This is a genomic window from Sorangiineae bacterium MSr11367 (genome assembly GCA_037157805.1).
In the GTDB taxonomy this organism is placed as follows: Bacteria; Myxococcota_A; Polyangia; order Polyangiales; family Polyangiaceae; genus Pendulispora; species Pendulispora rubella.
This window is the reverse complement of sequence record CP089983.1, coordinates 1,942,206-1,966,655: the sequence shown is the minus strand read 5'-3', so window position 1 is coordinate 1,966,655 and position 24,450 is coordinate 1,942,206. Positions and strand designations below refer to the sequence as shown.

Genomic DNA, 24,450 nt, shown 5'->3' with positions numbered 1-24,450 from the left:
GCTCACGGCATCCGCGTGCCTGAGTGCGCTTGGGTGCGGTTGACGGCACCAAAGGGCTCGCCGCATGATGCGGCGACGTAACATCGGGGACGGCCTTTGCGAGAGCGTCGAGGGTCTCGGAAGGAAGCTGATCGCAGCCGCGCCCGCGAACCCGGATGGGTACTACTTCCTTGCCGGTGGGCTCGCGGGACAGTCTTCCTCGCTCAGTGCCGCGCAGGCTGCGCTCGAATCGCGCTGGCTCGCCACGCCTTCCTCATCGCGCACGACGACCCGCCTCCAAGACACGTTCTACCTACGAGTCTCGAGCGGCGCGTTCGACGATGCCGAGCGCACCCTCGATGCATGGGAAGCCGAAGCCCAGAATTTCAGCGATGCCGATCATCGTGGTCGACCCGCCGTCGAGCGTCTACTCTTCAATCTCGAGCTCGGCCGGAACGCAAAAGCGGCCACGCTCGCGCAAACCTATCTCGAGCAAAGCCGCGCATGGACCGAAGGCGCGTCCATCGTCTTCGACATCGAAGCTTATCGCGTTCTCTATTGGTCTGGTGCAATAGACCGAGCAAGGTTCGGACAGCTGCGGGATGATTGGCTTCGCGCATCGGAGCACCGACGCTCCGGTATGAACGAACTGAAACTGTATCGCTGGTACGAGGCATTCGTCGAACCTGTCGTGGATGCCGAAGATGCCCGGCTGGCCATCGCCCAGCGACCAGCCGGCATGGAGGAGCCAGACCGCGAAATCATGCAGACGCAGTCGCTTCAACGACTCGGTCGCATGTACCTTTTGGCCGGGCAGATGGACGAAGCGGTGGCTTTTCTCGGAAGAGCCGTGGGCGCATGCTTCTATCGCTATCCATTTCATCGAATGTGGGCGAATCTCGACTATGCCATCGCCTTGCGCCAGCGGGGCGATCGTCCTCGTGCACGAGAGGCGCTCGACACCATTTCCCATGGCTGGGGAAAAGACCCTCGCAGCAAGACGAACCGTGGGGCGCAGGCCTTGTTGAAACGGTTGGGCCCCGAACCATCCAGAGACACCACGCTTCCCGATGATAAATGAAGTCGGCGTAGTTGCTGACGTATCGATTTGACTTGACGTACCGTTGCGAATGCAAGCTCGTGCTCTTGCGAGCATCATCCCAAATTGGCACTCTGGCCCGCTCATCGCCGCGTCACGCATCGTTCGCGACGGAGAGGAGCGCGGAAGCCTTGCGCGTCACGAATGCGCGAACATGAGCCCGTGAGATAGGACGAAATTCCAGTGGTAGAAACGAATCATGAAGCTCGCAGATCTCTCCAACCAGGAGCTGCTCACGGGAATCCGTGACGTCATCGGTCAAGGGCGCTTCCTTCTCGCTCGGTTACTCGCCTATCTCGGTGAAATCGAGGAGCGACGACTCGAACTGGAATCCGCGTGCTCGTCGCTCTTCGATTTTTGCCTCCGTAGACTCGGCATGAGCGAGGACGAAGCATGCCGCCGCGTGGCAGCTTCGCGCCTCGCACGCAGATTTCCGCTCGCACTTGCGATGATCGAACGGGGCGAGATTCATCTAACCACACTGCTACTATTGCGCGAACAATTGACGGCGGAAAACCACGAAGAGCTTTTACGCGCGGTAGCTGGCAAGACCAAAGGGCAAGTGCAAGAGTTTCTCGCCTCGCGTTTCCCACGGCCAGATGCACCTTCCTTGATTCAAGAGTTGCCGACGGCGCCCACACCGCAACCTCCGACGATCCCATCGCCACAGCCGGCACGTTCGCGTGTCGAAGCACTCTCGCCGGAGCGATACAAAGTGCAATTCACCGCGACGGCCGAGCTAAAGTCGAAGATTGACCAAATCGCGGATCTGATGCGTCACGCGAATCCAAGCGGTGACCTCGCGGTCATCATGGATCGAGCACTCGACTTGCTGCTCGTCGAACTCGAGAAGCGTCGCCTCGGAAGAACGAAACGTACGCCACCAAAGCGGGCCGCCAAGAACACGCGTCCAGGCTACGTCACCCGGGCTGTCCGGCGCGAAGTCTTCGAGCGCGACGGAGCACGGTGCACCTTCGTCGACGAAACAGGCCGCCGTTGCGAATCATGCACCTTCCTCGAGCTGGACCACATCGATCCGCGAGCACGGGGAGGGCCCGACAGCGCATCGAACCTTCGAATAAGGTGCGCCGCCCACAATTCCCTCGCCGCCGAACACCACTTCGGCCGCCACCACGTCGAAAGGAAGAAGTCCGAAAAGAGAGCTGTTCTGCGAGAGTCACAGCCACGCGAGATTCACCCGCGCCAGCGCGTGTGGAAATCCGATCTCGCGCTCCGCGCGTTGACCATCATGGGCTTCAAAGAACCCCAAGCCCGCCGTGCCCTCGCCATCATCGACAGCCGCGTCGCGAATCGTTCTTCATCGCTCGAGACCACCCTCCGAGAAGCCATTTCGATATTGACGCCGTAGGCGCGCTCCTCGTCTTCCTCATGGTCGTTTAGCCGCGGGTGGTTGCCACGGCCATATGTGTGGTTGCGATTGCTCCCTTCGAGCACGTGCAGTGGGAAATTCGCTCTAAGATTCAAAACCGCTGCTCGAGCAACGGAAACAAGAACGGCGTACTCCCCGGCACCACGCTCGGCTTCACACTGGCCCATTCGTTCCAAATGGGTAGACGCTTTCCCGTGTCCGCGGCTTTTGCGCCAACGGAGTCGACCCGTTGATCGACGCCGGTGTGCCCGTTGCCGAAGAACAAGATCAGCCCCATCACGGTGCCCAGGGCGCCGGCGCCGAGCATCGCCCAGCCGGTGGCCTGGCCCGCGGTCGTGTCGCTCCTCGAGCCGGTTCCCACCGCTTTGGCGACGGCAAGCACGTATGGCCCGATGAGCAGCGTGGGAATGCCCACGCTGAGAAGCACGATACCGGCAACGTAGGAGCCGCTGGATGCGGGCGCCACGTCCAGCACGACGCGCTCGCCCGCATTGCCCCGCAACGAGAAACCGCGCGAGCTGCGGATGCCGTCGCCGGTAATCTGATACGTCGAATCGAGTGAAAGGCTCTTCCCGCAGGGGCTATTGCAAACGCGCACCCACTTCGAGCCATGGAGTTGCTCCAAGGTCACATTCGCGCCTTCGATGAACACCGTGGCCGATCCCAACGAGGGCGCGGGCGCCGCCGGCGCGAGGGCTGGCGATGCAGGGGGCGTCCCCATCGACGGCGGAGCGCCATCGCGGGCGATGCGCGCAACGTAACTCCAGACGATGCGCGCCGTTTGACCATTTTGGAGCTGAATGGTCACGTGATCGCCAACCACGACCTCCGTCACGGTTCCACGAATCACATTGCCGTCATTGAGGTACACGGCATCCGGGCCAGGCACCCCGCCGACCTGCTGCCCGCCAATCTGCCCAAACGCGGGCGCAGTCAGCGTCGATGTGTAAACGCATGCGGCGAGAAAAAAAGGTACGCGGCGGCGCATTTGCGGGCCGCCACGCTACCGCGCCGCGGCCCCCGCGATCAATTGCTGTTGCCGTATTTCCAGCCGAGGTAATTACGGAAATAGCCCACCGACTTGACGTGCCCAATCTTCTTGCCCACGCTCGTGGACCAGGCGCCGCCGGCGCCGTCGGCAACTGCGACATGCCCGTATTGGCTGGTGTTCCAGAAGACGAATGCACCCTTTGGCGCCTTCCCGGAGTGCTTGGCGCCGTCGCCCGAGCGCCAATGGTCGATGGCCGAGGGGTGGCGCGTCTTGCGGGCCCACGCGAGACGGGCGGCCTTTTCGCAATAGCCTTCGTACGCTTTGCTGCCCGTCCGCGCCTTGTACCAATTGATGGCGCCATTCGCGGTTTGCGCCGCCATGACGGAAAGGTCGTCGGCGTCGTCGGATTGCGTGTCGACGACGTCGCTCCCATCGTCGGCGAGACTCGGATCGGCGATGTCCTCCTCGGCAACGGGGCTCGCAAGCTCGCCGGCGAGGAGCTCTTCCTCCATGCCGTTGAAGCCATCCCCAACGGTCGACTCGTCCCGCACGTCGCTGCTGCAACCTGCGAGAACGGCCCCCACGGCCAGTGCGACCACGGCCAACGACGAACATTTGAAAGCCTTCATCCGTGCTCCTTCCTCGAAACGAGGCGGTGATTGAGTGGCGGTGTGTGTCGAGCTTCTTCCCACCACGTAGAGCAAGCTCAAGGCCATGATATGGGAACGTTCCCACACGGAAAAATGCGAGAAAATCTCGCGATCCCTCGCGCGTTTCGCGACGCCTCGCGGCCCTTTCGAGGCCCGCTGTCGCTTGTCCGGACCGACGATGTGGGATCCACGTGATCCGGGTTGGATGATCCACGATCCAGCGTTGCCCCTACGGCCTAAACCCGCTATCGACGGTACGTAGCGGTTACCGCATGTCCGCCGTATGAGGACGGCGGCAGCGGGACGAGGCCGGCGGGACCGGGGCGATGTGTGGTCCAGCAAGCAACGACCGCCATAACCTCCGGCGATCCTCGCGCGTGTGGCGGACGAAGGCGCCGGCCTCGCCGGGATTGTCCCGCTGCCGCCGTTCGACCGCCTCGTGCTCACCAGACTGGGACAGACCCTTGAATGGCGCGTCTGACGGGAATAAACCGATCGGGCCAGAGGTCTCCCGGGTCATGAGCCTTTGGCATCGGCCTTTCCGGTTTCTGCGCGACGGTGTCTCGGTGCTGGCCGCGGCGGGCCTGGTCTTCGTGACCCGGTCGTCGTTCGCGGACCACTACCACGTGCCAAGTGGCTCGATGGAGCCCACCATCCACACCGGCGATCACATCCTCGTCTCGAAGATGGCGTACGGCCTGCGCATGCCGCTCACCCACGTGCAAATGGTCAACTTCCACGCGCCAGCTCGAGGCGACGTGGTGGTGCTCGACTCGCCCGAGAACGGCACCGTGCTGCTCAAGCGGGTCGTGGCCATCGGCGGTGACCGCGTGGCGGTGCATGACGGAGAGGTCAGCATCAACGGCGCCCCCCAACCGACGCACAACAAGGACGACGGAGAGCTCGAGGAATGGCTGGACGGCCGCGTCCACGCCCTGGGATCCCTCGGGGGGAGCGAGTTGCCCGAGACCGTGGTTCCGCCCGGCGAGATCCTGGTCATGGGCGACAACCGCGGCAACAGCCACGACGGACGCGATTTCGGCTTCGTCTCCGCCAGCACGGTCCTCGGGCGGGCGGTCGCCGTCTTCGCCCGCCGAGGCGTCCTGGGCTGGCACGGCCTCTAAGAGCTGCACGTATCTGCTGAGCCTAAAAAAGGGAGCGACCAGCCGCGACTTCCCTCCGAGGTAACCGTCGATTCAACGTGGCGGGTTCTTAATGACCTGGTGCTGGAACCGCGGCAGCGGGACAAGACCGGCGGGACCGGAGCGATGTGTGGTCCAGAAAGTCAGGACCGCCAGATCCCTGGCGACCCTGCCGCTTCGAACGGGTAAGGCGCCGGCCTCGCCGGGATTGTCCCGCTGCCGCTGCTCGCCTGACAACGACTCGCGAGTCCGCCGCAATCCGTCGATTTTTGCGTTAAGCTGCGCCTCCGATGTCGCCACCTCGACGCCCGCTTCGTCGCCCCCGTCCCCGAACCCCTTCCCCTATCTGGCTCCCCGGCGATTCGCCCGCCCCGCAAGCGCTGGCCCGCCGTGATTTCCTGCGGCTCGGTGCCGCGGCCTTTGCCGTGGGGCTCACGCCCGGCATGACCGCGTGCCTCCCCACCGGAACGCCGTACGGCGGCATCGAGCCCAACGGGCCGACCAAAGAGCCGCCGGAACAATGGTTGCGGGATGCACGCACCGCCGGCTTCGAGGTTGCCGTCGACGCGAAGCCATGGGAATTGCGCGAGTCGCTCGACATCCTCGCCGACTCCGGCGTCAACGTGGTCGAGGCCGACAGCGATCTCTCGGCGTACCTCACCGACTCCGAATTCGACGAGCAACTCGCCGTGCTCGATCTCGTGGCCTACGGCTGCCACCTGCGCGGCATGCGCTGCGTCGCCTATTACCCGACGCTCGAAGTGCTCACCGCCGACGCGGCCAGCGCCCAGCACGTGATGAGCAAAGAGCACCCCGATTGGATGCAAATCAGCATCGACGGCAAGCCGAACATGTTCGTCGGCGGCGGCGGCCGTGTCTTCTGGGTCGATCCCGGCACGGAAAGCGCGTGGATGTGCCCGGCCAGCGGATACGTCGATTACTTCCTGGGCCGGGTCAAACGACTCGTGTCCGCCCGCCTCGATGGCCTCTGGGGCGACGTGCCCCTCCTGTCGGACATCGAGGGCAATTGGCCGTGCACCAACGCATCATGCCGCGACAAGTTCCTCAAGGACACGGGCCTGGCCCTGCCCACCGAGGTCAATTGGGATAGCCCCGAATTCCGTCGCTGGGTGGTCTGGCGCCATCAGCTCATTTGGGAATTCGAACAACGGATTCTCCAAGCCATCAAGGCAGCCAAGCCCGCGGCCGAATGCATCATCGAAACCGTCACCATGGATTACAACGGCGGCACCATCCAAGGGCTCGATGGCGCGCACGCCAAGCCGGGCGAGCTGGTGCGCGTTTGGGAGGTCGACGCGGTGAGCGACGGCCAAGCGATGCGCGGCGCCACCGCCGACGACTGGAACTGCATGGCCATCATGATGCGCCATGGAACCGGCGCATCGTTCGGGCGCCCCTCGTGGATCTTCAGCTACGGCTACAACGAGGACGATGCCGAGCGCGTGATGGCGCTGGCCGTCGCCACACGCAACAACCCGTACGAGACGAAGATCCCGCTGATGTGCACCACCGTCGGCAACGGCTTTCGCCAGCGCATGTACGACTGGATGGCGCGGCAGCAAGATCTCTACGTGCTGCCGGGCGCCAACCGCGCCGCGGTGCTCTTTTCCTCGGCCAGCCGCGACTTTCTCGATCGCAACTCGGGCGTCGGCCTCTACACGTCGCTCAACTCCGTCGATAGCCTATGGTGGTCCAGCGAAGATCAGGACTCCTCGCTCTCCACGCAGTATTTGGCCGACTACCGCGGCACGTGCAAAGCGCTCATCCATGCCCACGTGCCGTTCGACGTCCTGCCGGTGGTTGGCGTGTCCGCGCAAGCACTTGCAGGATACAAGCTTTTGGCCGTCCCCAGCGCCGTGGCGCTCTCGAACGACGTGCTTCAAGCGATCAAAGCCTTCGTGACCCAAGGCGGCACCGTGCTCGTGACGGGCAACGACGGCGGCTCCTACGACGAGAACGGCGCCCTTCGCAGCGAGCCCGCCCTGAGCTCGACCCTCGGGCTCCCTGCGGGCGAGGCTTCCTGGGTTTCCAATGCCATCGCGCAAGGCAAAGTGGTTTACGTCTCCTCGCGCGCGGGGCGTGATTATTTCCAATCGACGAATCCGGCGATCCTCACGCAATTCGGGAATGTCGCGGCGGCGGCGGGCGTGCAGGTGGCCACGACGGGTCCAAAGGAGCTGCTCATCGATCTGCGGCGGGCCCCCGATGGCCTCGTGCTGTTGTGCGCCAACATGTTCGGACTGGGGGCCACCAGCGGAACGAACGGCGGCGGGCCCTATACCGAGCAGAATGCCAACTTCCGCGTGTCGATTCCGGACGAGGGAAAGGTGCCCAACAAGGTTCGCTTTTCCGAGCCCACGGAGGGCGCGATCGATCGGGAGCTCGCGTTCGAGCACAAAGACGGCGCCGTCTCGTTCGACGTGTCGGTGCACGCCCTGGGTTTGGTGCGGGTGAGTTTCACATAGGATTTCGCACGGGATGAGGAGAGCGATCGTCGCAGCCGCCGTGGTCATCTCGGCGTGCTCGGGCCATCGGCCCCGGATTCCGCAGGCCGCCGTCGCCGACACGGTACCGATTCGGCCCGTGCCCCTCGCGGACGCGGGTCTGGGCTCGGCCGAGCAGATCCATGTATTCCGCAGCTATTTCACCCTCGAGCAGGTCGGCGTTCCCGCCCACCATTTCACGGTCTGGTACAACGAGGTCGAGGCCGGCCATTGCCGCGTCGTCGTTCTCGATGCGAACACCGCCAAGGCCACCGGGTGCATGTGGGGCGGCATGTCCGAGAGGCCCGCGTCGATTCCGGCGATCCCGCCGAACGTGCGCGCCTTGGCCGAGGCCGCGGAGGGCGCCGTGCGCGCGGAGCAGCCCGGCGCCAAAGACTTCGGCATTCGCTACGACGGGCTCTTTCGCGAGATCGTCGTCGGTGAGGCCATTCCCATGGTGGCGCGTCCCGATGGCCCGTCGGGCTGGTATGGCCGACTGCATTTGCGGGCCGACCCGGGCCTCACGCGGTTCATCGCCAAAGTTCGAGACGGCGAAACCGGATTTGGCGCCATCACCATTCCCGCATCGGCTGCGCGCCTCGACATCAAGCCTCCGGCCAACGAAGATGGCAAGTCCCTCATCACGCATGCCATGTTGGAGGCCGATCCCCAGTCCATCGTGACCGGCAGCGCGGGCACCCGGCGCGCCTACCTCGAGCGCGCGCTTTCCGTCGCCCGCGACATCGTCGGGGGCAAACCCGTGCCGACCATGGGGCCGCTGCTCGCGACGGGCATCGATTCCTCGCTGCCCGAAGGGTACACCACGCCCATCCACGTCAAACTCAGCGTCCTCGCGTGGATGCGAAAACCGGGGGCCAATCCGCGCCTCGAGCTCGATATCCCACTCCAGTGGCGCGATGCCGTCGAACCGGGCGGCCAAACGCGCGGCACGACCGAGGGCGACGTCGCCGGGCTGCACATTCGCGCGTCGGCCAGCCTCGGATCCATGGTGCCGGCCGCCCCCCTGCCCTACGCGCCCGCACCGCCATGGCGCAGCGTGGAAATGAACCTCACGGTGCGCGTCGAAGACGGCCGAGGCCACGTCTTCGAACGAAGCTACCCCGCGAGCGGCAACATCCTCGCCGAAGGCCGCTCCGCCGCCACCATCGGATTCGTCTTACCCGACTACGGCTCGTCCAATCACGACCGAGAGACCCTGAAGGTCACCTGGCCCGGCAACCCCCAAGCCGGCGCCTTCGACGTACAACTCGAGCGCCAACTCACCTTCGATCCGCGCCGCTGAAAGAAAGGCGAGTCTAGGGCCTCCCGCACGGCCTCGGTTGTGTCCCCGGAAGGCGACCCGGCGTTCGTGCACCGTCGAGGGTCTCTTTGAAGATCGCCCCCAGGTCCATTCCGCTTGGTGAGGTCACCCACGTGTAGTCTGCGGGGAAGGCGGCGCGAACGCGGCGGCGGGTGTTGTCGGGATACTGCGCTTCGTCGGCCAGGAGCCCCTGGACCGACAACTTGGTTCCTCCGTGCGCATGGCACCCCACGCAGTTCGTCGCGCCGTTTCGCGCATCTCGCTCGATGTACGGATTGCTGGCCCAAGTTCGAACGGAGCTCCCTTCGACAGGAGGCGTAGGCCGCGCGCTGCGGAGCGCATCCGCGAGTGTCGGAGCGGACTCGGTGTAGCTGCGACCCGGATCCGGATCGTCCTCGTCGTATGCGGTGGTCACCACCAGCTTGTAGTGGGACCACGGCGCGCCGAGTGCGCGTATCGACTCGGGCCGATCGGCACCAAAGTCGAGATCGGGTTTCTCGGACCAAAAGAGAGATATCCATACCCAATCGCGAAGCTCTTTGGTGAGAATATGCAGTGCAGCGAGACGCTTCGTTTCGGGGCGAGGCTGCCCCGTGGACGAGGTGAGCGCACGCATGGTGTAAATCGCATCGGGCCCCGGCGGCGTGATCGATCGCGGTGCGGGCCACGTTCCGGTCGCCAACAGCGATTGGATATCGGCGGCGGACGTGTCATAGGCCGGAAACGCCGGCCCATCGGGCTCCCAGCCGGCTTTGATCACGGCGGCATCCGCGGGAAATTCGGACGTCATGCAGAGCGTGTGATTGTCTGCGGAGAGAGGCGGTTGCGTGAGCGGCATGGTCTTGTTCACGCAACCGGCAAGGGTTCGATAGTTGCGAAGGAGATGGCCCACGAAGCCCGGGCTCATGAGCACCCGAGTGTTTCTCCCCAGTGAGTGGGCCCCTTCGATGTCGCGCAGTTCCGCGCGGCGGGCGTTGTACACGTCGCGGTTCCACGTGCTCAGGTTCCTCGGGCGTTCTTCGGCGTTCCAGCGAAAGACCGATTCCACTTCGCATGCTCGAAAATCACGAACCTGGCCCGGAGCTTCCGCCTTCATGCCGACCCAGAGTTGGTCGAACGCGGCGACGACGTCGGTCTTGCCGTACCATGTTTGAAAGCGAGGCAGGACGGCCGAGACGTCCGGATCGTCTGGATCGAGCTTGGGCGCCGCGATGGGCGCGGGGCTCAGGATCTTCGCCACCACGCGCCAGGCGAACTCCCGCCGCGCCTTCATGGATCCCGCAAATTCACTCGTTCGGGCCGATGCTTCGGGATCGCTCGGATACCGCTCGGCAACGCCGATCAACATGCGATCTTCCGGCGTCACGCTCTGCGCTCGATGGCCGATCTCTTCGTCAGTGCTCATTACCCCGCACGCAGCGGCGAGTATCGCGCCAAACGGGACGAGACGCCGGAGGATCACGCGGTCACCCGCCGCGCACGATGCGAGCGGCCAGGTCGCTCGCGAGGATCGACTCCGTGTCCGTGTTCGCGTCACGCACGAGGAAGTAGAGCCACCCGTCGTTGCGGAAGTGGGGATAGAGTGCCCGAACCTTTTGGGGCATCTTCGTCATTTGATAATGTGCCCCCGTCTTCAAATCGACGATGACGATGTCCGAGGCGTCGGCGTTGATCGAAAGATGTGGATCTGCCTGCTTTGCATAAGAGTGCACGGCGATGAAGCGCTCGTCGAACGAGAAGGCGGGCTTGCCGCCGAGCAGGTCGATCGTCGCCACTTTCCGCGTATTGAAGGCATAATTTGGTGACGTGGACGTGGGCCGCACGGTCTCGATGACACGGATCCGATAGCCAATTTGCTTCGTCCCGTTCGTCAGCTGGCTGGCGCACAGTCCACCGGTCGGAGAGAGCATGACGTCGCCTTCGAACGGATGCGCAACGGTGACCTTTGGCTTCGCATCGTAACTGCCCGTGCTGGAGAGCACCATCGGCACGAAGTCCGACCGTGCCGTTGCGCCGAACCGAGCTTCGAGGTCGCCGCTTCCCGGATCATTGGTGTGAGCGCTGGGACTATTGGCTACGACGTATTCCGAACCACCTTCGAGCGCTTGCCCGATGCTCTGGTACACGCCGATCGATACTTTTTTGCATCCCGCTTCGGCGAAGGTCACCTCACCAAACTCGTCCTCCGACATACCCACCAGAATGCTCTGCTTGCACGCGACGATGTCGCTGGTCGGGCCCGCCCCCGCATAACTGAAACCGTCGTTGCCTGGAAAGAAGTACGGATCGTACGGCGCACTGACCGGGATATCCGGATGGATGTACCCTTTCTCGACGGCGAACAAATCCGTGATGTGGCGGCTGGCACCGACATAGCGGCCATCGCTCGAGCTGCGAACCCAGAACATCGTCGGGTATGGAAGCTGTCGCACCAGCTTGAGGCTTTGAAGCGCCGGAAGGTTGTTCCGCGCATCGGTGATGGCCTCGTACCGTGGGGCCGAGAAACAGTCCGTGCCGTCCTGAGTTCCCTGGCAAGCAAACATGCTAATCCCCGAGTTGATGTTCGCCTTCTTCCAAGAAGGGCGCGGGGCACCGCCGTCGCGAGGCACCCCGGCGAGATCGCCGACGTAGTCGCGGAGCTCTCGGTCGTAGGTGTCGTTGGGACGGGGAAGCGAACCGCCGTCCGCCGTCTCTGCGTCTCGCAGGAATAGTGCGTTCGACCGTGACGCGGCGGGCTCCTCGCCCGGCGCGCTGCAGGCCGGGAAAAGGGCCATCGCGCTGGCCGAAACGAGAAGATGAATCCAAGCGCGACGAAGCGAAGCACGCATGGCGCTACCTCGTTAGAAGGAAATGGGGATGGAGGAGCATGGCGACGAACATCGCCTCCACGCGCTTTTTTCCGGGCGCCTGTGCATACTCGGGGCCGGCGAAGAAGTCGGCGAACGCCGCGTCTTCGTCCGGGAGCTCGTCGTCGACCACCGCATGGAACAGCGCCCGAGCCGCCTCCTTTTTGGCAGCGTCATCGCCCTGGAACGTGCACACCTTCGCAATCTTCGGCGCCACGTTGCGGTGGAGTTTGGCCGTGGTGGCCACAGGGGGCGAAGCATCGGCGGTCGAGACGCCCGGGAACGTCACATCGAGCGTCCCCGGCGTGTCGCAGACGCCCCCCATTCCCCTGGCGAAGGCGGCGATCGCCTGGTGCCAGAGCACGAGCCCGAACGGATTGGGCTCACCGCCCTGGAACTTGCTCTGTGTTCCCGCGGTCACCCACTGCCCGAGGAACGCACGAAGCTGCTCGACATCTCTCCCCGCGAGTTTCTCGATGGCGAAGCTCTGCGTGGTAGGGGCTTGCGGGTCGAAGAGGCGTCTTTGCAACGACTTGTTCACGAGCTCCGTCCCGCGAATGTCACCCACCGGAATGCCGGCCGCCGACTCCGAGGTTCCGAGGCTCTCGTCTGCGCCCTTCTGGCACCCGGCTACCGCCATACCGCTGCAGACGAAAACCGATAACCATACGCATTTCAGTTCAAGACGCGACATGATCGTGGCCCCTCGCATCACTCGGTGCTGTTTCGCTCGAGCCATTTGTAGAGAATGCTCTTCTCGCCCGAGTCCATTCCCCCGGGCGGCATCGTCCTCGTTCCTGGTGCGTCGGGATCTCCTTTCGTGATGAATTGCATGATCCTGCGGAAGCTTTGATTGCGCGTGAGCTTGTTCCCGTCGGGGCCCTCGTGGTCGAAACCGTACGTCCCGTCGGCGAGCCGCACCAACTTGGTCAACGTCACCCGCATATATCCCGGTCGATTCTCGGAATGGCAACTTCCGCAATGGGTTTGGACGATGTAATTGACCTCGCAAGGAAGCTTGTCGGGGCCCTCGGTGCACGTGCCGCCCAGGCAGTCGTAACATTTGCCGTGCTCGGGGTTGGACGTGGAGAACGTGCGGCTGGTCACGAGCTTTCGGATGATCCCCTTCACCTTCGCGCTCGAACCAGCACCGGGCTTCAAGTCGGCCTTCACCTCGGCGAGCCACGCGCCGTCGTAAACCTGGTTCGCACCGAGAAAGTACTCGGCCATGCGCCTCACGAGGCACGAACGAACCTCGGGCGCCCGCTTCATGAACCCCCACATGTCCGAGAGCTTGTTCTCGGTGGGTCTCCAGCTATCGTGCAATATGTTGGGCGCCTTGTGGACGCCGGCGATCCATTGGCCATCCTTGCGCCAGTTGTCGAGATATCCCTGGTACGCCGGGCCCGAGAGCGACGTGTCATCGTCGAAGACGAACCTCGTCCTCTCCTCGTAACTTCGCCCGCGCTTGCCATGGTAGCGAAAGAGGGCCGCCACCGGATCGAGCTTGTAATGGCACGCTGCACATTCGGGCGCGGAGCCGTGCTTCCCTTCGGAATGGCCACCATCCGGGGAAGGGATTGCGAGCGGCGTGAGATCGTCACAGAGGTACGTCTTCCAAATGTACGAGGCGCGCCGGCGGTTGAAGTTCGTCGACGAATTCTGCGCGCTGTCCCAGAAGCCGGGTTGCGTAAAGGGCGTCGAGGACGACAGCGGCGCGAGGCCGGGCACGTTGACGGACAAGGTTGCGATCTCGCCGACGTTGTTGGCCGTGGTCGGAAGCACCGCGGCCTGGGCCATGAGCACCTCCAACCCATTGCGGAGCAGGTCCAGCTTGCCCACGAGCTGCACAGCAGTGACATTCGGATCCGGGCAATCGTTGTCTTCCAGGGCGCCAAACCAGCTCTCGCGAACGGAGCGCCCAACGAGGGGGTCGAACCCTGCTCGGTCGAGGTATTCGCTGATGAGATATCCGTAACGGCTCTCGGCTTCAATATACATACAGGCCGACTTCTTCGCATCCGGCTCCGACGAAGCCGCCATCGCGCGCAGTTGCGCGATCCCCTCGCGTACCTTGTCGAAGTTTGCGGTCCGGGGATCGACGCTCGCGGAATCCGGTGCCGTGGCAGCACGCATTGGGGAAAGGAAGAACGGCTGCACGGCCGAATACATGTCGAAATAGTCGCCACCGGACACCATGGCCCGCGCACCGCGGATGGCCTGGGGCATGGTATGGACGGCGGCCGTGTACACGGTGCGCGTCGGATCCGTGGACGAGGATTCCTTCAGTTGGCTGACCGGACGACTCAGATAATAGAGATTGAACGCGAGCATCGTATCGCCGAAACGAGCATCGGCCATGAACCGATCGACGATGGCGTCCTCGCTCAGGGCCATCAGCTCGTCCATGTTGTCGTCAGGCCCGATTCCCTCGCCGTTGCGGAGAACCTCTGCGGCCTTCTTGATCCATGCACGCTTCGAGAGCTGGCCCTCGGCGACCACTTGGCTCGTCTGCGCCCCATTCGCCGGTGACGTCGCGTCCGACGGGGCGGTACACGCCTGCGCCCAAACGGCAACGCCGAGACACAAAGTCAATCCCAGGGATGCGCGCAGGGCGCGCGAAGCCAATCTAGCAATCATGATCTTCGTCTCTCTGGTTCCAGCGCGAGTCGTTTAGATCCGTTTTCGAAGCGGCTCGAGAATGGGCGCCGGATTACCGCCCACTCGGAACTTCTTCTGCGGGTCGATTCCGAAGAGATCCATCACCGTGTTCGCGACCGAGGAGAAGTTCAGATAGTCCGTTGCCTGGAAGGTCGCCGGACGATCGCTGCGTGCCTTCATCGTCGCAAAATCGAACGGTTTGCCCATGATCTTGCGGAGCTGCTTGTTGTCCGTCGTCCCCTCACGGGCGAAGTGGGCGCCGGAGACGTTCAGAATATTCCCGTTGTCGTCCACATCGGTGCAGTCACTCTCACCCAAGATGAGACCACCGCGGATCCCGTAGCCCGCCAGAATGACCGTATTCGACAGCGGATTGTGATCCGTTCCGGTGTATCCCACGTCGCCGGAGAACGAGAGGGACACCATCGTTCGGGTGAACTCGGTGTGAATGCACACCGTGGTCACATCGAAGAACGATGGGCTTCGTGGATCGTTGCGATCGAGCGGCGTAGCTTTGAGAATCTCGAATACGCGGGCAAGATTTTGCGTCACCCCGGGCGCGGTCGCACCGCTCCCCGTTCCGAGGCGGCCACCGAGCAGCGCCATTTGCGTCCCCGCAGCGTCACCTGCGCCGTGAACGTCGAGATCGGCCCCCCGATCGTGAACGACCGTCGCCGCCGAGGTAACCCCGGAGCGAAAGTACTCGAGCGCAATCGCGAGGCCCGCGAGGAAGTCGACCGTCGACGCGGGTTCCGTCCCGACGGCCCTTTGCAGCGCCGACGATAGCAAAGGGGCATTCTCGAGCGCCGAAAGGAGCTTTTTCGAGCCTTGGGAAAACATCCCCGCGCCCTGGGCATTGGCCGACTGGCGTTGCCGAATGTGACGAAAGAGTGCCGAGTCTTTCTCGATTTTGGGACCATGGGCGAGCGCACGACCGATTCCGTTCGCCTCGGTCCCCTGAAACTGGATGCTCTTGCTGAAGTTCGCTCCGGGCGACATCCCAGGCGGGAGGGCCCCGAAGAGGATCGATTCGATTGGCAATCCGGACGGCGCGCCCAGCATGGGGATGAACGAATCGAATCCCTCGTTCGACTGATTGGTCATCGCGTACCGCGCGCTGTTTTCGTGGCCTTCGCCGTCTTTGCTCATCAAGACGCCGTTCACGATCGAGAAGTCGGCCGCGTGCGCCATGAGAGGATTGACCAGCGAGGTGCGGAGCGTCTTCGTGCCGTTCGAGCCCACCATCTCGATGCGGGCAGCATCGACGCCCGCGGGAATGCCTTGCACGCTGTTCTTGTAGAGATAGTTCGCGTGACGTCCTTTGTCGGTCATCCGCAGCGGGCGCGCGTCGAATAGATAGCTTCCGTCGATTCCGCCCGAGATCAGGATGTGCAGGAAGAAATGCCGAGGTACGTCATTTTGCGCAATGGCCAATTTCGTGAAGGGCATCGCCAAAACGGAAAACGCCCCGAGCCGCACGACGCCTCGACGGGACATCTTGCGCAACGATGGTGCGGGCGGCCCTTTGGCGCCAATGTCGTTCATTTAGCCTCCTTGCGCTTACCGGTCGACCGGCGACGACACGGGGACGTCGCTCCGTTCCGATCATGGCCGGTCAGATTCGAGTGTTCATCGAAATGCGCAACGGGCTTCGCGTACACTGCAAGCAGTTACTGACACCAATACGCCGATCATGCCCACGGATGACCTCGTGGCGTTAGCCCTTCTTCCGCTTCTTGGCGCGAACCGAAAGCGTGGTGATCTTGCCCGACGCGAGCAACTTGCGCAGGGCCTGCTCCATTTCGCGCCCGAAGAGCAAACGCACCGACTCGATGCCGGTGACGCGGAATACCTCGAAGAGCTGCTCCGGGTTGGACGCATCGACGTGGCCGTCTTTGGCGCGCGATACGAAGTAGTCCACCAAGTCGGTGACGGCGCGGCCCAAGTGCTTGCGCAGGATGGCCGATGCGCCGCCGGCCGTGTCCAGATCGATGCCCACGGCCTCGAGGCGCATGGCCACGGAAAGGAGCGCGGGGCTGGCGACGAGGTACACGTCGCCTCGGCGCTCGACGATGCCCACGCGAATGAGATCGGCAATGAGGCCGGCGCGCTGCGAGCCCGTGAGCTCGTAAAGCTCCGACTCGGTCACGGTGCGCGGTTGGTCGTGGGCCCACGGCGCCTGCATCTGCCGCTCGATGCCGAGCCACTCGGCCAGATCGAGCTCGCCGCGCTCGATGGTCTTCACGAAGTCGCGAATGGCATCGACGCGCAATCCGCGGTCTTGAAGCTGCGCGATGAGCTTGAGTCTCTCGATGTGCGCGGCGCCGTAATAGGCCACGCGCCCGCGAATTTCCGGGGCCATGAGGGCGCCGCGCGATTGATAAAAGCGTATCGTACGACTCGGAACGCGGGTGAGCGCCGCAAGCTCGTCAATGGTGTACGCCGGCGGCTCGGTAGTCGGATTCGGATCGGTCATGGCTTCCAGGGAACGAGAGTCGCAGAATTTTGGCGGTGGTCGTACCGAATTGGCGCGTGAGCGAGCCCGTGTTGTACGGAATTCCGTACCGCGCGCAAAGGGCACGCACACGCGGCGCGGCCTCCGGGTAGCGATGGCTGGGCATGTCCGGGAAGAGATGGTGCTCGATCTGGTGGCTGAGATTGCCGCTCAGCACGTGGAACATCTTGCCACCCTCGATGTTGCACGAACCGAGAAGCTGCCGCACGTACCATCGGCCGCGGGTCTCATTCTCGATCTGCGCCTCGTGGAAGACGTGCACCCCTTCGGGAAAGTGCCCGCAAAAGATGATCATGTACGCCCACACGTTGCGCATCAAATTGGCCACGGCATTGGCGCCGAGCACGTAAAGGAAGAAGGGCCCCGCGAGCAGCGGCCACAACACGTAATCCTTCATGACCTGTCGTGCGACCTTCTTGCCAATGCCGGCGAGGGTCCGGCGGTCTTCCTCCACGAGGCCGCGACGGCGCCGCATGGCGTGGATATCCAAATCGTGAAGGGCCACGCCCCACTCGAAGAGAAGCGCGAGCAGCAGATTGAAAATCGGTTGAAGCAGGAACACGGGGTGCCACGGCTGCTCCGGCGTGACCCGCAAAATCTCGTAACCGACGTCGCGATCTTTGCCGAGGACGTTCGTCCACGTGTGATGAACCACGTTGTGCGAATGCTTCCACTGGTCCGCCGGGCAAACGTTGTCCCATTCCCACGTGCTCGAATGCACTTCGGGATCGTGCATCCAATCCCATTGGCCGTGGATCACGTTGTGGCCAATTTCCATGTTCTCGAGGATCTTCGCCAGGCCAAGTCCGAACGTGCCGATGGCCATGACGATGGCGAACGGCAGCCACCCGGACAGGGCATGCCCCCAACGCGGTAGGAACGCGAGGCTCGCGAAGATGACCAGGCGCGAGAGCAGCGCCAAGCTCCGTTGAAGCTTGATCAGGCGCAAAATGTAGCGTCGATCGCTTTCTCCGAGGCTCGATTTGATGTCGTGTTGAATGGCGTCGAGTTCGCGGCCCACCGCGTCGATGTCCGCATCGTCGAGGTTGACGGGGAGGCGCTTCGCGGCATCCTTCATAGCTCGATCTCCACGTTTCCAGCGGCTGCGCACACGCACAATTGGATGCGCGAGCCAGGTTCATCGACTTCCAAGCCCGTTCGCAGGTCGCGCACGCAGCCGGAGACCATCGTTGCATCGCACGTGTGGCAGACGCCCATCCGGCAGCCGTGCGGTGCAGGGATCGCGGCGTCTTCGGCGACGCGCAACAATGCCTTTTTCCCATCGGCGCGCACCTCGACGCCGCTTCGGCGAAAGTGCACCATTCCGCCGGTGAGGTTCGCGGGGAGCCGTGCGAGCGGCGCGGTGAATCGCTCGATATGGAGATAGCGCGCCCGCCCCGCGCGCTCGAAGCACGCGGTGACGTCGTCGAGCAAGCTTTGCGGGCCGCAGGCCCACACGTCGCGCTCGCGCCAATCGGGGCAGAGCTCCTCGAGCTGGGCCTCGGAGAAATGGCGCGGAGGCTGCGCACGCGTGTAAATTGGATGGAAGCGGTAATTCGGAAGCTTCGCGGCGATGCCCTCGAGCTCGCGGCCGAAGATGACGTCGAGCACATTCGGTGCATAGTGCACGTGGGAGGTGTCGGGCATGTGCCAGCGAAGGACGAAGGTGCGCAGCATGCTCATGACCGGGGTGATGCCGCTGCCGCCGGTGATGAACAGCGGCCGAACCGGCGCGGCATCGGGAAGGTGAAAATCGCCCTGCGGGAGACCGATGGAGAGCAGATCTCCCGGACGAACGTCACGCACGAGGAAGCCCGAAACGCGGCCTGCGTGTTTCGCGGTGATGGTGAAGCAGCCATCGCTGCGATCGGGCGACGACGAAATGGAGTACGTGCGCGTCATCTGCCTGCCGCCGATGGACACGCCCACGCGCACGTGCTGCCCCGCGCGATGACGGCGAAAGCCATGCCCCGGACGCAACGTGAGGGTGCGCGTGTCGCTCGTCTCGTCCCACACGCTCTCGACGCGCGCCTGCAGGCGATGCGTGCTCCAAAGCGGCTGAACGAGCTCCAGGTAATGAGAGGGGCGCAAGGGCGTGGCCATGAGCCCCACCACGTCGGAGATTCGCTGCAACACCGTCATGTGGAACAACGATAACTGTGACACCAAACAGTGTCAAGTTAACCCTGAGCGGATGGCGAGCCCATGAGCCGCCCCGAATCTCTCTTATTTCCGGGTGCCGTCGCGGCGTGCGCGGAGCTCTTCGAGGGCCTCGCGGGCCTCGGTCTTTTCGACGAGGACGGCCCGCTTGTCGTGCGCCTTCTTTCCGCGGCCGAGCCCCAAGGTGACCTTCACCCAGCCCTCTTTGAAATACAGATTGAGCGGCACGAGCGTGTAGCCTTCGCGCGAGACGGCGCGCTCCAGGTGGCGGATCTCCCGGGCGTGCAGGAGCAGTTTGCGGGCTCCCTTCTCCGCGTGGGGAAAGGCGCGGGCGGCAAAAAAAGATGCAACATGCATCTGCCGCAGCCACACTTCGCCATGTTCCACCGCGGCGTAGGCCTCGGTCAGGTTGGCGCGGCCTTCGCGGAGCGACTTCACCTCGCTACCGCGAAGAACGATGCCGGCCTCGAACCGCTCCGAGATGTCGTAATGGAACGTCGCCGCGCGATTCTGTGCGATGTACTTTTGCGCATCGTTGCGGCGGCCCATCGCTCTGTTTTATCCCGCGCCAATCCCGTAGACGACCCCTATCGCCACCAAGGCGGTGCCTGCAATCTCGGCAAGGCCGGGCCGGCCCGTCCCCAGCATCGCGGATGTGGCGGCCGCAGCCACGGGGGCGAGCCCGCAGAAAAGGCCCGTGCGTGCGGCACCGAGGCGTTCCAGGGCCGAGTACCAAATGAGGAATCCGAGCGCGCTGAGGATGAGCGTGAGGTACGCCAAGGCGAATAGCTCGGCACTCGTGGGCATGCGCAGCACGTTCGAACCATCCACGACGAACCCGAGGGTGGCAAACATGGGAACGGCCAGCACACACAGATAGGTCGAGAGGCGCAGGACCCCCAACTTGGGGAGCAGGCTCACCGCAAGAAGCGAGAAAAGCACCTCGCCCGCGAGCGCACCGGCGGAGAAGAGAAACCCGAGCGGGTGCCCACCGCCAAAGCCCTGCGCAATGCCAGCACCCAGCGACACCACGGCCCCGGCCCCGAGCAGACGCAGGCTCGGAGGCTTTCGCGCGAGCAGCGGTGTGAGCAACGCAAGAACCACCGGCGTGCATCCGATGATGGTCCCGAGCGTCGTCGGCGCCGTGTACCGAAGCGCGAGCTGGATGCAAACATTGAATCCAACGAGCCCCGTGCACGCCAAGAGCACGAGCCGCACGAGATCGAATCCGCGGAGCGGCACGAAGGAGAGCCCGCGCAGCCGGCAAAGGACCAACAAGATGATCGCCGCAAAGGTGTAGCGAATCGCCTGTCCTCCGAAGACCGGATAGGCCACGAGCAGCGCCGACACGGCCGCCGAGCTGCCCAAGATCCATTGCGCCGCCGATGCGGCCGCTACTCCCCGTGCGATGCCTCGATCCATGCCGCGAAGCTAGGTTCGGCGTGGTATGGAAATAAGGTCCAATTCCGGACAAAAATCGAGGACCACTTTCCATGGACCTTCCCATCATCCTCGACGAGCGCACGGGCCGTCTCGCGCTGCAAGTCACGGCTTCGTTGCGCGATGCCATTCGTCAGCGGCGGCTCGCGGTGGGCGCGCGCCTTCCCTCGACGCGCGCGCTCGCGACCGATCTCGGCGTGTCGCGCGGCGTGATCGTGGAAGCGTACGAACAGCTCACCGCGGAGGGCTACCTCGAAACGCGTCGAGGTTCGGGTACGAGGGTCGCGTGCAAGTCGTCGACCGAGTCGGTCGCGCCGCGTCGCAAGTTGGTACCCGACGTGGGCGGAGGTTGGGAGCCGGATCGTGCGATTCCTTTTCGTTACGATTTCCGATTCAGCACACCCGACTTGAGCACGTTTCCGCGCGGCCGATGGCTATGGGCCATTCGTCACGCGCTGGCGACCGTGGCGCATGCGGACCTCGGATACGTCAATCCCTGCGGCGTGGTTGCCCTGCGGGACGAGATCACAGCGTACCTCCGGCGGGTGAACGCGGCCGTGTGCAACGTCGAGGAGGTGGCCGTGGTGGCGGGCGTGGCGCAATCGTTCGTGGTGGCACTGCGCCTGTTGTCACGTCGAGGCTGCAAGCGACTCGCCGTGGAGGATCCGAGCGGCCATCGCTCGCGCGGCCTATTGGAGAATTGCGCCTATTCGCTCATTGGGGTGCCGGTCGACGAAGAGGGCATTCGGGTCGATATGCTGGAGCGTACCGACGCCGACGCGGTGCTCGTCACGCCCGCACACCAGTTTCCCACGGGTGTGGTGCTATCGCCGCGCCGTCGTGCGGAGCTCGTTCAATGGGCGCGCCGCCGCAACACGTTCATCCTCGAAGACAATTACGATGCGGAGTTCCGCTACGACCGCGAACCCGTCGGCTGCATCCAGGGGCTCGCCCCCGACCGCGTGTTTCTCGCGGGCTCGGTGAGCAAATCCCTAGCACCCGCCCTACGCCTCGGTTGGCTGGTCGTTCCAACGGGCCCCTTCTCCGACGAATGCTGCGCCGAGCGAAGCTTCCTCGATCTGGGCTCGCCGGTGCTCGATCAATACGCGCTCGCGCACTTGCTCGCCACGGGCACGTACGATCGCCATTTGCGCGCCGTGCGCCGTCGCTACCGGGCTCGGCGCGATGCCTTGGTCGGAGCCCTGCAGCAATACCTGCCATCGTGGCGCATTCACGGTGTTGCAGCTGGATTGCATTTGTATGTCGAGTTACCAAAAGGAACGGACGCACGCGCCATCGTCGATTGCGCCGCACACGCCAGCATTGGCCTCGAGTCCATTGACTCGATGCGTCTTGCACATCCAAGTCCGCCAGCGTTGGTCTTGGGATATGCGCGGCTGTCGGAGGAAGAACTCTCCACTGCGATAAAACTGTTGGCGCGCCACGTCGCAAAGACGAAATAGTCAGAAATGCGGTGAGCATTTCGCACAATCACGTTACAGAGAATGCAAATGCGATCGAACCGCTGGCGCAGTGGGTGGGCCGCTTTTGGCCTCGTTGCAGTTCCCTTCCTTGGCACCATGGCGTGCAGCTCGGAGGCTCCGGAAACATCGGATAAAGAATCGGATTCCCTTGGCGCAACGGGCCAAAAGGTGCAAGCCGCACCCCTGGCAGCCGCGCCGGATCCGACGGAAACAGGGCCTAATGCGGTGACCAGTGGCGAATACAAGTTCCCGGCGGCCATGGATCCCGATGTGGAGACGACCCAGGCTACCGAACTTTGGGCGCAGGTCTACCGACCGGAAAACCTGGGAGATAGCCCGCACCCGGTGCTTGTGTTTCTTCACGGAAACCATGGCACCTGCGGGACTGGGTCAAATCCGCGCCAGGACTACAATTGCGACTACACGCGTACGGGCACGTGTCCCAGTGGCTATGTGGTCACACCGAATCACTTGGGTTACGCGTACGTCGCGGAGCGACTCGCCTCCCATGGATACGTGGTTGTCTCCGTCAACGCGAATCGTGGAATCACTTGCCGCAACGACGGCCCCTCAAGCGACCCCTATCTAAATCTATCGCGCGGTCGACTCGTGTTGAAACATCTGCAGCGACTCAGCGAGTGGAACGCGAACGGAGGCACGCCTGCGTCGCTCGGCGTGGAGCTGCAGGGGAAGTTGGATTTTTCGCAGGTCGGCCTGATGGGCCACTCGCGTGGCGGCGAGGGTGTACGTGCAGCCTACAACTTCTACCGAGAGGCCAATAGCCCTTGGCCCGCCAAGATCCTGAGCCCGGTGTCCTTCCGTGCCCTCTTCGAAATCGGCCCGGTCGATGGGCAGTTGCCAAGCACGACCCCGCCCTTCCCGCGGCTCAATGCCGATGGCACCGCGTGGTCGGTGCTTCTACCTATGTGCGACGGCGATGTTTCTACGTTGGCCGGCATTTGGCCGTACGATCGCATGCTCCGTATTCCCACGGAGACACCAGGCAAGCAAAAGTCGACCTTCACCGTGTGGGGAGCGAATCACAACTTCTACAATACGGAGTGGCAGGAGACCGATTCCGGGGGGTGCGCTGGGCATGCGAAACTTTGGGAGAATGATGAGTCGGTCGGCTCCGAGAAGCAGCGCACGACGGGGCTCGCGAGCATGATGGGATTCTTCCGCGCCAACGTTGGCCCCAACGCGGAAGCCAAATACAATCAAATCTTCAATCCGATGTTCGAACTACCGGCCGTTCTGACGAACGTCACGCGGGTGGACCGGGGGTACACCGACTCGTCGAGTTCGAGCATCACCAATGTCATCGAGGACTTCAATCAACCGGTGGGCACCAACTCACATGGCACGCCGAACGATGCTGCTGGCATCACCATCACCCACAATACGGTACCAACTCATTATAACAAGGCAAATAACCCCGATCAAAAAGCCGGGCTAATTTCATGGCAGACCGCATCTACGGAAACGCTCTTCCAAACGAATTGGACCGTTGCCGGTGAGGGTCAAGATATCAGCAGCTACAAGACGCTCGACATTCGGCTCTCGCGTCAGAACAGTTCTCTCAACCCGGCTGAGGATACGGATCTATCGATACAGCTCGCGCTGGCCGACGGATCCCTTTCGAGCGCCGTATCGCTCAAGAACTACGCGAGCGTGCGGGGCCCCGTCGGGGGCGTGAACAACCTGCATCCCATTCTTCAATCCGCGCGCATACCGCTCTCGGATTTCGGGACCGTCGCCCTTACGAAAGTTCGCGGCGTCCGGTTCGTCTTCGACAAGACGGCGTCGGGAGCCATTTACCTGGGCAACGTTCGCCTTTCCAATGTGGTCACCTTGCCAGCCTCTTTCACACCAGCGCTTGCAACGACGACCTATCCCGTCAGCAGCGCGAACGGAGCGCCCGTGAACCAGATTCATACGAAGGGCAATGCCATCAAGGCCATCCGGAGAGCTGCGCCTCCAACGTCGGATGCTCGCGCCGCGGACGCTCCGCGCAGCATCGAAATCGAGCTCGAGACGGCAGTGAACTTCCCCGTCCGCGATGCCTTTCCCGTCCTACGCATTGGTGAGCGCGACTTCGGTATCAGTCACCATCCGAACGGAGATACACGTCGCATCGTTTTCACGGTGCCTGAAACCGACTTCGCATCGGCGCGGAACGGCGAGAAGGTCACGGTATACTACGAGGAATACGAGACCAGCGATCGTTGGGAATTCAGCAACCTCGACAAGCCGACCCTCCGGTAATCG

At 63.4% G+C, this 24,450-nt stretch carries 19 protein-coding genes; 7 read left to right on the top strand and 12 right to left on the bottom strand.

Annotated elements, in window-relative coordinates; genetic code table 11:
• Nucleotides 1-64 precede the first annotated feature (64 nt).
• Nucleotides 65-1,060 (top strand): hypothetical protein, encoded by a 996-nt coding sequence (locus LVJ94_07680; GenBank protein ID WXB07113.1) that lies wholly within the window; start codon nucleotides 65-67, stop codon nucleotides 1,058-1,060.
• 217 nt (nucleotides 1,061-1,277) lie between these two features.
• Nucleotides 1,278-2,447, top strand: coding sequence for an HNH endonuclease (locus LVJ94_07675; protein WXB07112.1), 1,170 nt, complete (start codon nucleotides 1,278-1,280; stop codon nucleotides 2,445-2,447).
• Nucleotides 2,448-2,559: 112 nt separating this feature from the next.
• On the opposite strand, the gene LVJ94_07670 is transcribed toward LVJ94_07675, so the two are convergent.
• Together LVJ94_07670 and LVJ94_07665 are read right to left on the bottom strand one after the other, a co-directional pair.
• On the bottom strand, nucleotides 2,560-3,456 hold the full coding sequence (locus LVJ94_07670) for a hypothetical protein (protein ID WXB07111.1): 897 nt from the start codon (nucleotides 3,454-3,456) through the stop codon (nucleotides 2,560-2,562).
• Between the two features lie 38 nt (nucleotides 3,457-3,494).
• Nucleotides 3,495-4,088 (bottom strand): hypothetical protein, encoded by a 594-nt coding sequence (locus tag LVJ94_07665; protein ID WXB07110.1) that lies wholly within the window; start codon nucleotides 4,086-4,088, stop codon nucleotides 3,495-3,497.
• Nucleotides 4,089-4,627: 539 nt separating this feature from the next.
• Here LVJ94_07665 and lepB point away from each other — a divergent pair.
• The 3 genes from lepB (at nucleotide 4,628) to LVJ94_07650 (ending at nucleotide 9,058) form a co-directional block, all read left to right on the top strand.
• Entirely contained in the window at nucleotides 4,628-5,233 is a 606-nt protein-coding gene (lepB, locus tag LVJ94_07660; GenBank protein ID WXB07109.1) for a signal peptidase I, read from the top strand.
• Nucleotides 5,234-5,541: 308 nt separating this feature from the next.
• The gene (locus LVJ94_07655) at nucleotides 5,542-7,737 is read left to right on the top strand and encodes a beta-galactosidase trimerization domain-containing protein (GenBank protein WXB07108.1); all 2,196 of its coding nucleotides are present in this window, start codon (nucleotides 5,542-5,544) and stop codon (nucleotides 7,735-7,737) included.
• Between the two features lie 13 nt (nucleotides 7,738-7,750).
• Complete coding sequence (locus tag LVJ94_07650) at nucleotides 7,751-9,058, top strand: hypothetical protein (protein WXB07107.1); 1,308 nt, start codon at nucleotides 7,751-7,753, stop codon at nucleotides 9,056-9,058.
• A 13-nt stretch (nucleotides 9,059-9,071) separates the two neighbouring features.
• Here the strand turns inward: LVJ94_07650 and LVJ94_07645 are convergent, their stop codons facing one another.
• The 10 genes from LVJ94_07645 to LVJ94_07600 form a co-directional block, all read right to left on the bottom strand.
• Nucleotides 9,072-10,481 (bottom strand): hypothetical protein, encoded by a 1,410-nt coding sequence (locus tag LVJ94_07645; protein ID WXB07106.1) that lies wholly within the window; start codon nucleotides 10,479-10,481, stop codon nucleotides 9,072-9,074.
• A gap of 61 nt (nucleotides 10,482-10,542) precedes the next feature.
• A complete protein-coding gene (locus tag LVJ94_07640) occupies nucleotides 10,543-11,904 on the bottom strand; it encodes a hypothetical protein (protein WXB07105.1) in 1,362 nt (453 codons plus the stop codon).
• A 4-nt stretch (nucleotides 11,905-11,908) separates the two neighbouring features.
• Nucleotides 11,909-12,616, bottom strand: coding sequence for a hypothetical protein (locus tag LVJ94_07635; GenBank protein WXB07104.1), 708 nt, complete (start codon nucleotides 12,614-12,616; stop codon nucleotides 11,909-11,911).
• 17 nt (nucleotides 12,617-12,633) lie between these two features.
• A complete protein-coding gene (locus LVJ94_07630; protein ID WXB07103.1) occupies nucleotides 12,634-14,562 on the bottom strand; it encodes a hypothetical protein in 1,929 nt (642 codons plus the stop codon).
• Nucleotides 14,563-14,595: 33 nt separating this feature from the next.
• Nucleotides 14,596-16,128, bottom strand: coding sequence for a DUF1501 domain-containing protein (locus LVJ94_07625; protein ID WXB07102.1), 1,533 nt, complete (start codon nucleotides 16,126-16,128; stop codon nucleotides 14,596-14,598).
• A 172-nt stretch (nucleotides 16,129-16,300) separates the two neighbouring features.
• Nucleotides 16,301-17,059: a MerR family transcriptional regulator gene (locus LVJ94_07620; protein ID WXB07101.1), complete on the bottom strand. Its 759-nt coding sequence runs from the start codon at nucleotides 17,057-17,059 to the stop codon at nucleotides 16,301-16,303.
• On the bottom strand, nucleotides 17,013-18,176 hold the full coding sequence (locus tag LVJ94_07615; GenBank protein ID WXB07100.1) for an acyl-CoA desaturase: 1,164 nt from the start codon (nucleotides 18,174-18,176) through the stop codon (nucleotides 17,013-17,015). Before LVJ94_07615 ends, LVJ94_07620 begins: the two co-directional genes overlap by 47 nt.
• Nucleotides 18,173-19,240 (bottom strand): ferredoxin reductase, encoded by a 1,068-nt coding sequence (locus LVJ94_07610; GenBank protein ID WXB07099.1) that lies wholly within the window; start codon nucleotides 19,238-19,240, stop codon nucleotides 18,173-18,175. The genes LVJ94_07615 and LVJ94_07610 overlap by 4 nt, the downstream gene beginning before the upstream one ends.
• Before the next feature lie 84 nt (nucleotides 19,241-19,324).
• Nucleotides 19,325-19,807, bottom strand: a complete 483-nt coding sequence (gene smpB / locus LVJ94_07605; GenBank protein ID WXB07098.1) for an SsrA-binding protein SmpB — start codon at nucleotides 19,805-19,807, stop codon at nucleotides 19,325-19,327.
• A gap of 9 nt (nucleotides 19,808-19,816) precedes the next feature.
• Nucleotides 19,817-20,680 carry a DMT family transporter gene (locus LVJ94_07600; GenBank protein ID WXB07097.1) on the bottom strand — a complete coding sequence of 288 codons (864 nt, stop codon included), beginning with the start codon at nucleotides 20,678-20,680 and terminating at the stop codon, nucleotides 19,817-19,819.
• A gap of 71 nt (nucleotides 20,681-20,751) precedes the next feature.
• Between LVJ94_07600 and LVJ94_07595 the strand changes: the two genes are divergently transcribed.
• Entirely contained in the window at nucleotides 20,752-22,161 is a 1,410-nt protein-coding gene (locus LVJ94_07595; GenBank protein WXB07096.1) for a PLP-dependent aminotransferase family protein, read from the top strand.
• A gap of 279 nt (nucleotides 22,162-22,440) precedes the next feature.
• Nucleotides 22,441-24,447, top strand: a complete 2,007-nt coding sequence (locus tag LVJ94_07590) for a hypothetical protein (GenBank protein WXB10691.1) — start codon at nucleotides 22,441-22,443, stop codon at nucleotides 24,445-24,447.
• Nucleotides 24,448-24,450: the final 3 nt, after the last annotated feature.

Bases quoted from the DNA above. Each gene is read 5' to 3' on its own strand.
- LVJ94_07595 (WXB07096.1), top strand. From the start codon at position 20,752: ATGGACCTTCCCATCATCCTCGACGAGCGCACGGGCCGTCTCGCGCTG.
- LVJ94_07655 (WXB07108.1), top strand. From the start codon at position 5,542: ATGTCGCCACCTCGACGCCCGCTTCGTCGCCCCCGTCCCCGAACCCCT.
- LVJ94_07675 (WXB07112.1), top strand. From the start codon at position 1,278: ATGAAGCTCGCAGATCTCTCCAACCAGGAGCTGCTCACGGGAATCCGT.
- LVJ94_07635 (WXB07104.1), bottom strand. From the start codon at position 12,616: ATGTCGCGTCTTGAACTGAAATGCGTATGGTTATCGGTTTTCGTCTGC.
- LVJ94_07665 (WXB07110.1), bottom strand. From the start codon at position 4,088: ATGAAGGCTTTCAAATGTTCGTCGTTGGCCGTGGTCGCACTGGCCGTG.
- LVJ94_07670 (WXB07111.1), bottom strand. From the start codon at position 3,456: ATGCGCCGCCGCGTACCTTTTTTTCTCGCCGCATGCGTTTACACATCG.
- LVJ94_07625 (WXB07102.1), bottom strand. From the start codon at position 16,128: ATGAACGACATTGGCGCCAAAGGGCCGCCCGCACCATCGTTGCGCAAG.
- LVJ94_07610 (WXB07099.1), bottom strand. From the start codon at position 19,240: ATGACGGTGTTGCAGCGAATCTCCGACGTGGTGGGGCTCATGGCCACG.
- LVJ94_07620 (WXB07101.1), bottom strand. From the start codon at position 17,059: ATGACCGATCCGAATCCGACTACCGAGCCGCCGGCGTACACCATTGAC.
- LVJ94_07645 (WXB07106.1), bottom strand. From the start codon at position 10,481: ATGAGCACTGACGAAGAGATCGGCCATCGAGCGCAGAGCGTGACGCCG.
- LVJ94_07680 (WXB07113.1), top strand. From the start codon at position 65: ATGATGCGGCGACGTAACATCGGGGACGGCCTTTGCGAGAGCGTCGAG.
- LVJ94_07650 (WXB07107.1), top strand. From the start codon at position 7,751: ATGAGGAGAGCGATCGTCGCAGCCGCCGTGGTCATCTCGGCGTGCTCG.
- lepB (WXB07109.1), top strand. From the start codon at position 4,628: ATGAGCCTTTGGCATCGGCCTTTCCGGTTTCTGCGCGACGGTGTCTCG.
- LVJ94_07590 (WXB10691.1), top strand. From the start codon at position 22,441: ATGGATCCCGATGTGGAGACGACCCAGGCTACCGAACTTTGGGCGCAG.
- LVJ94_07640 (WXB07105.1), bottom strand. From the start codon at position 11,904: ATGCGTGCTTCGCTTCGTCGCGCTTGGATTCATCTTCTCGTTTCGGCC.
- LVJ94_07600 (WXB07097.1), bottom strand. From the start codon at position 20,680: ATGGATCGAGGCATCGCACGGGGAGTAGCGGCCGCATCGGCGGCGCAA.
- smpB (WXB07098.1), bottom strand. From the start codon at position 19,807: ATGGGCCGCCGCAACGATGCGCAAAAGTACATCGCACAGAATCGCGCG.
- LVJ94_07630 (WXB07103.1), bottom strand. From the start codon at position 14,562: ATGATTGCTAGATTGGCTTCGCGCGCCCTGCGCGCATCCCTGGGATTG.
- LVJ94_07615 (WXB07100.1), bottom strand. From the start codon at position 18,176: ATGAAGGATGCCGCGAAGCGCCTCCCCGTCAACCTCGACGATGCGGAC.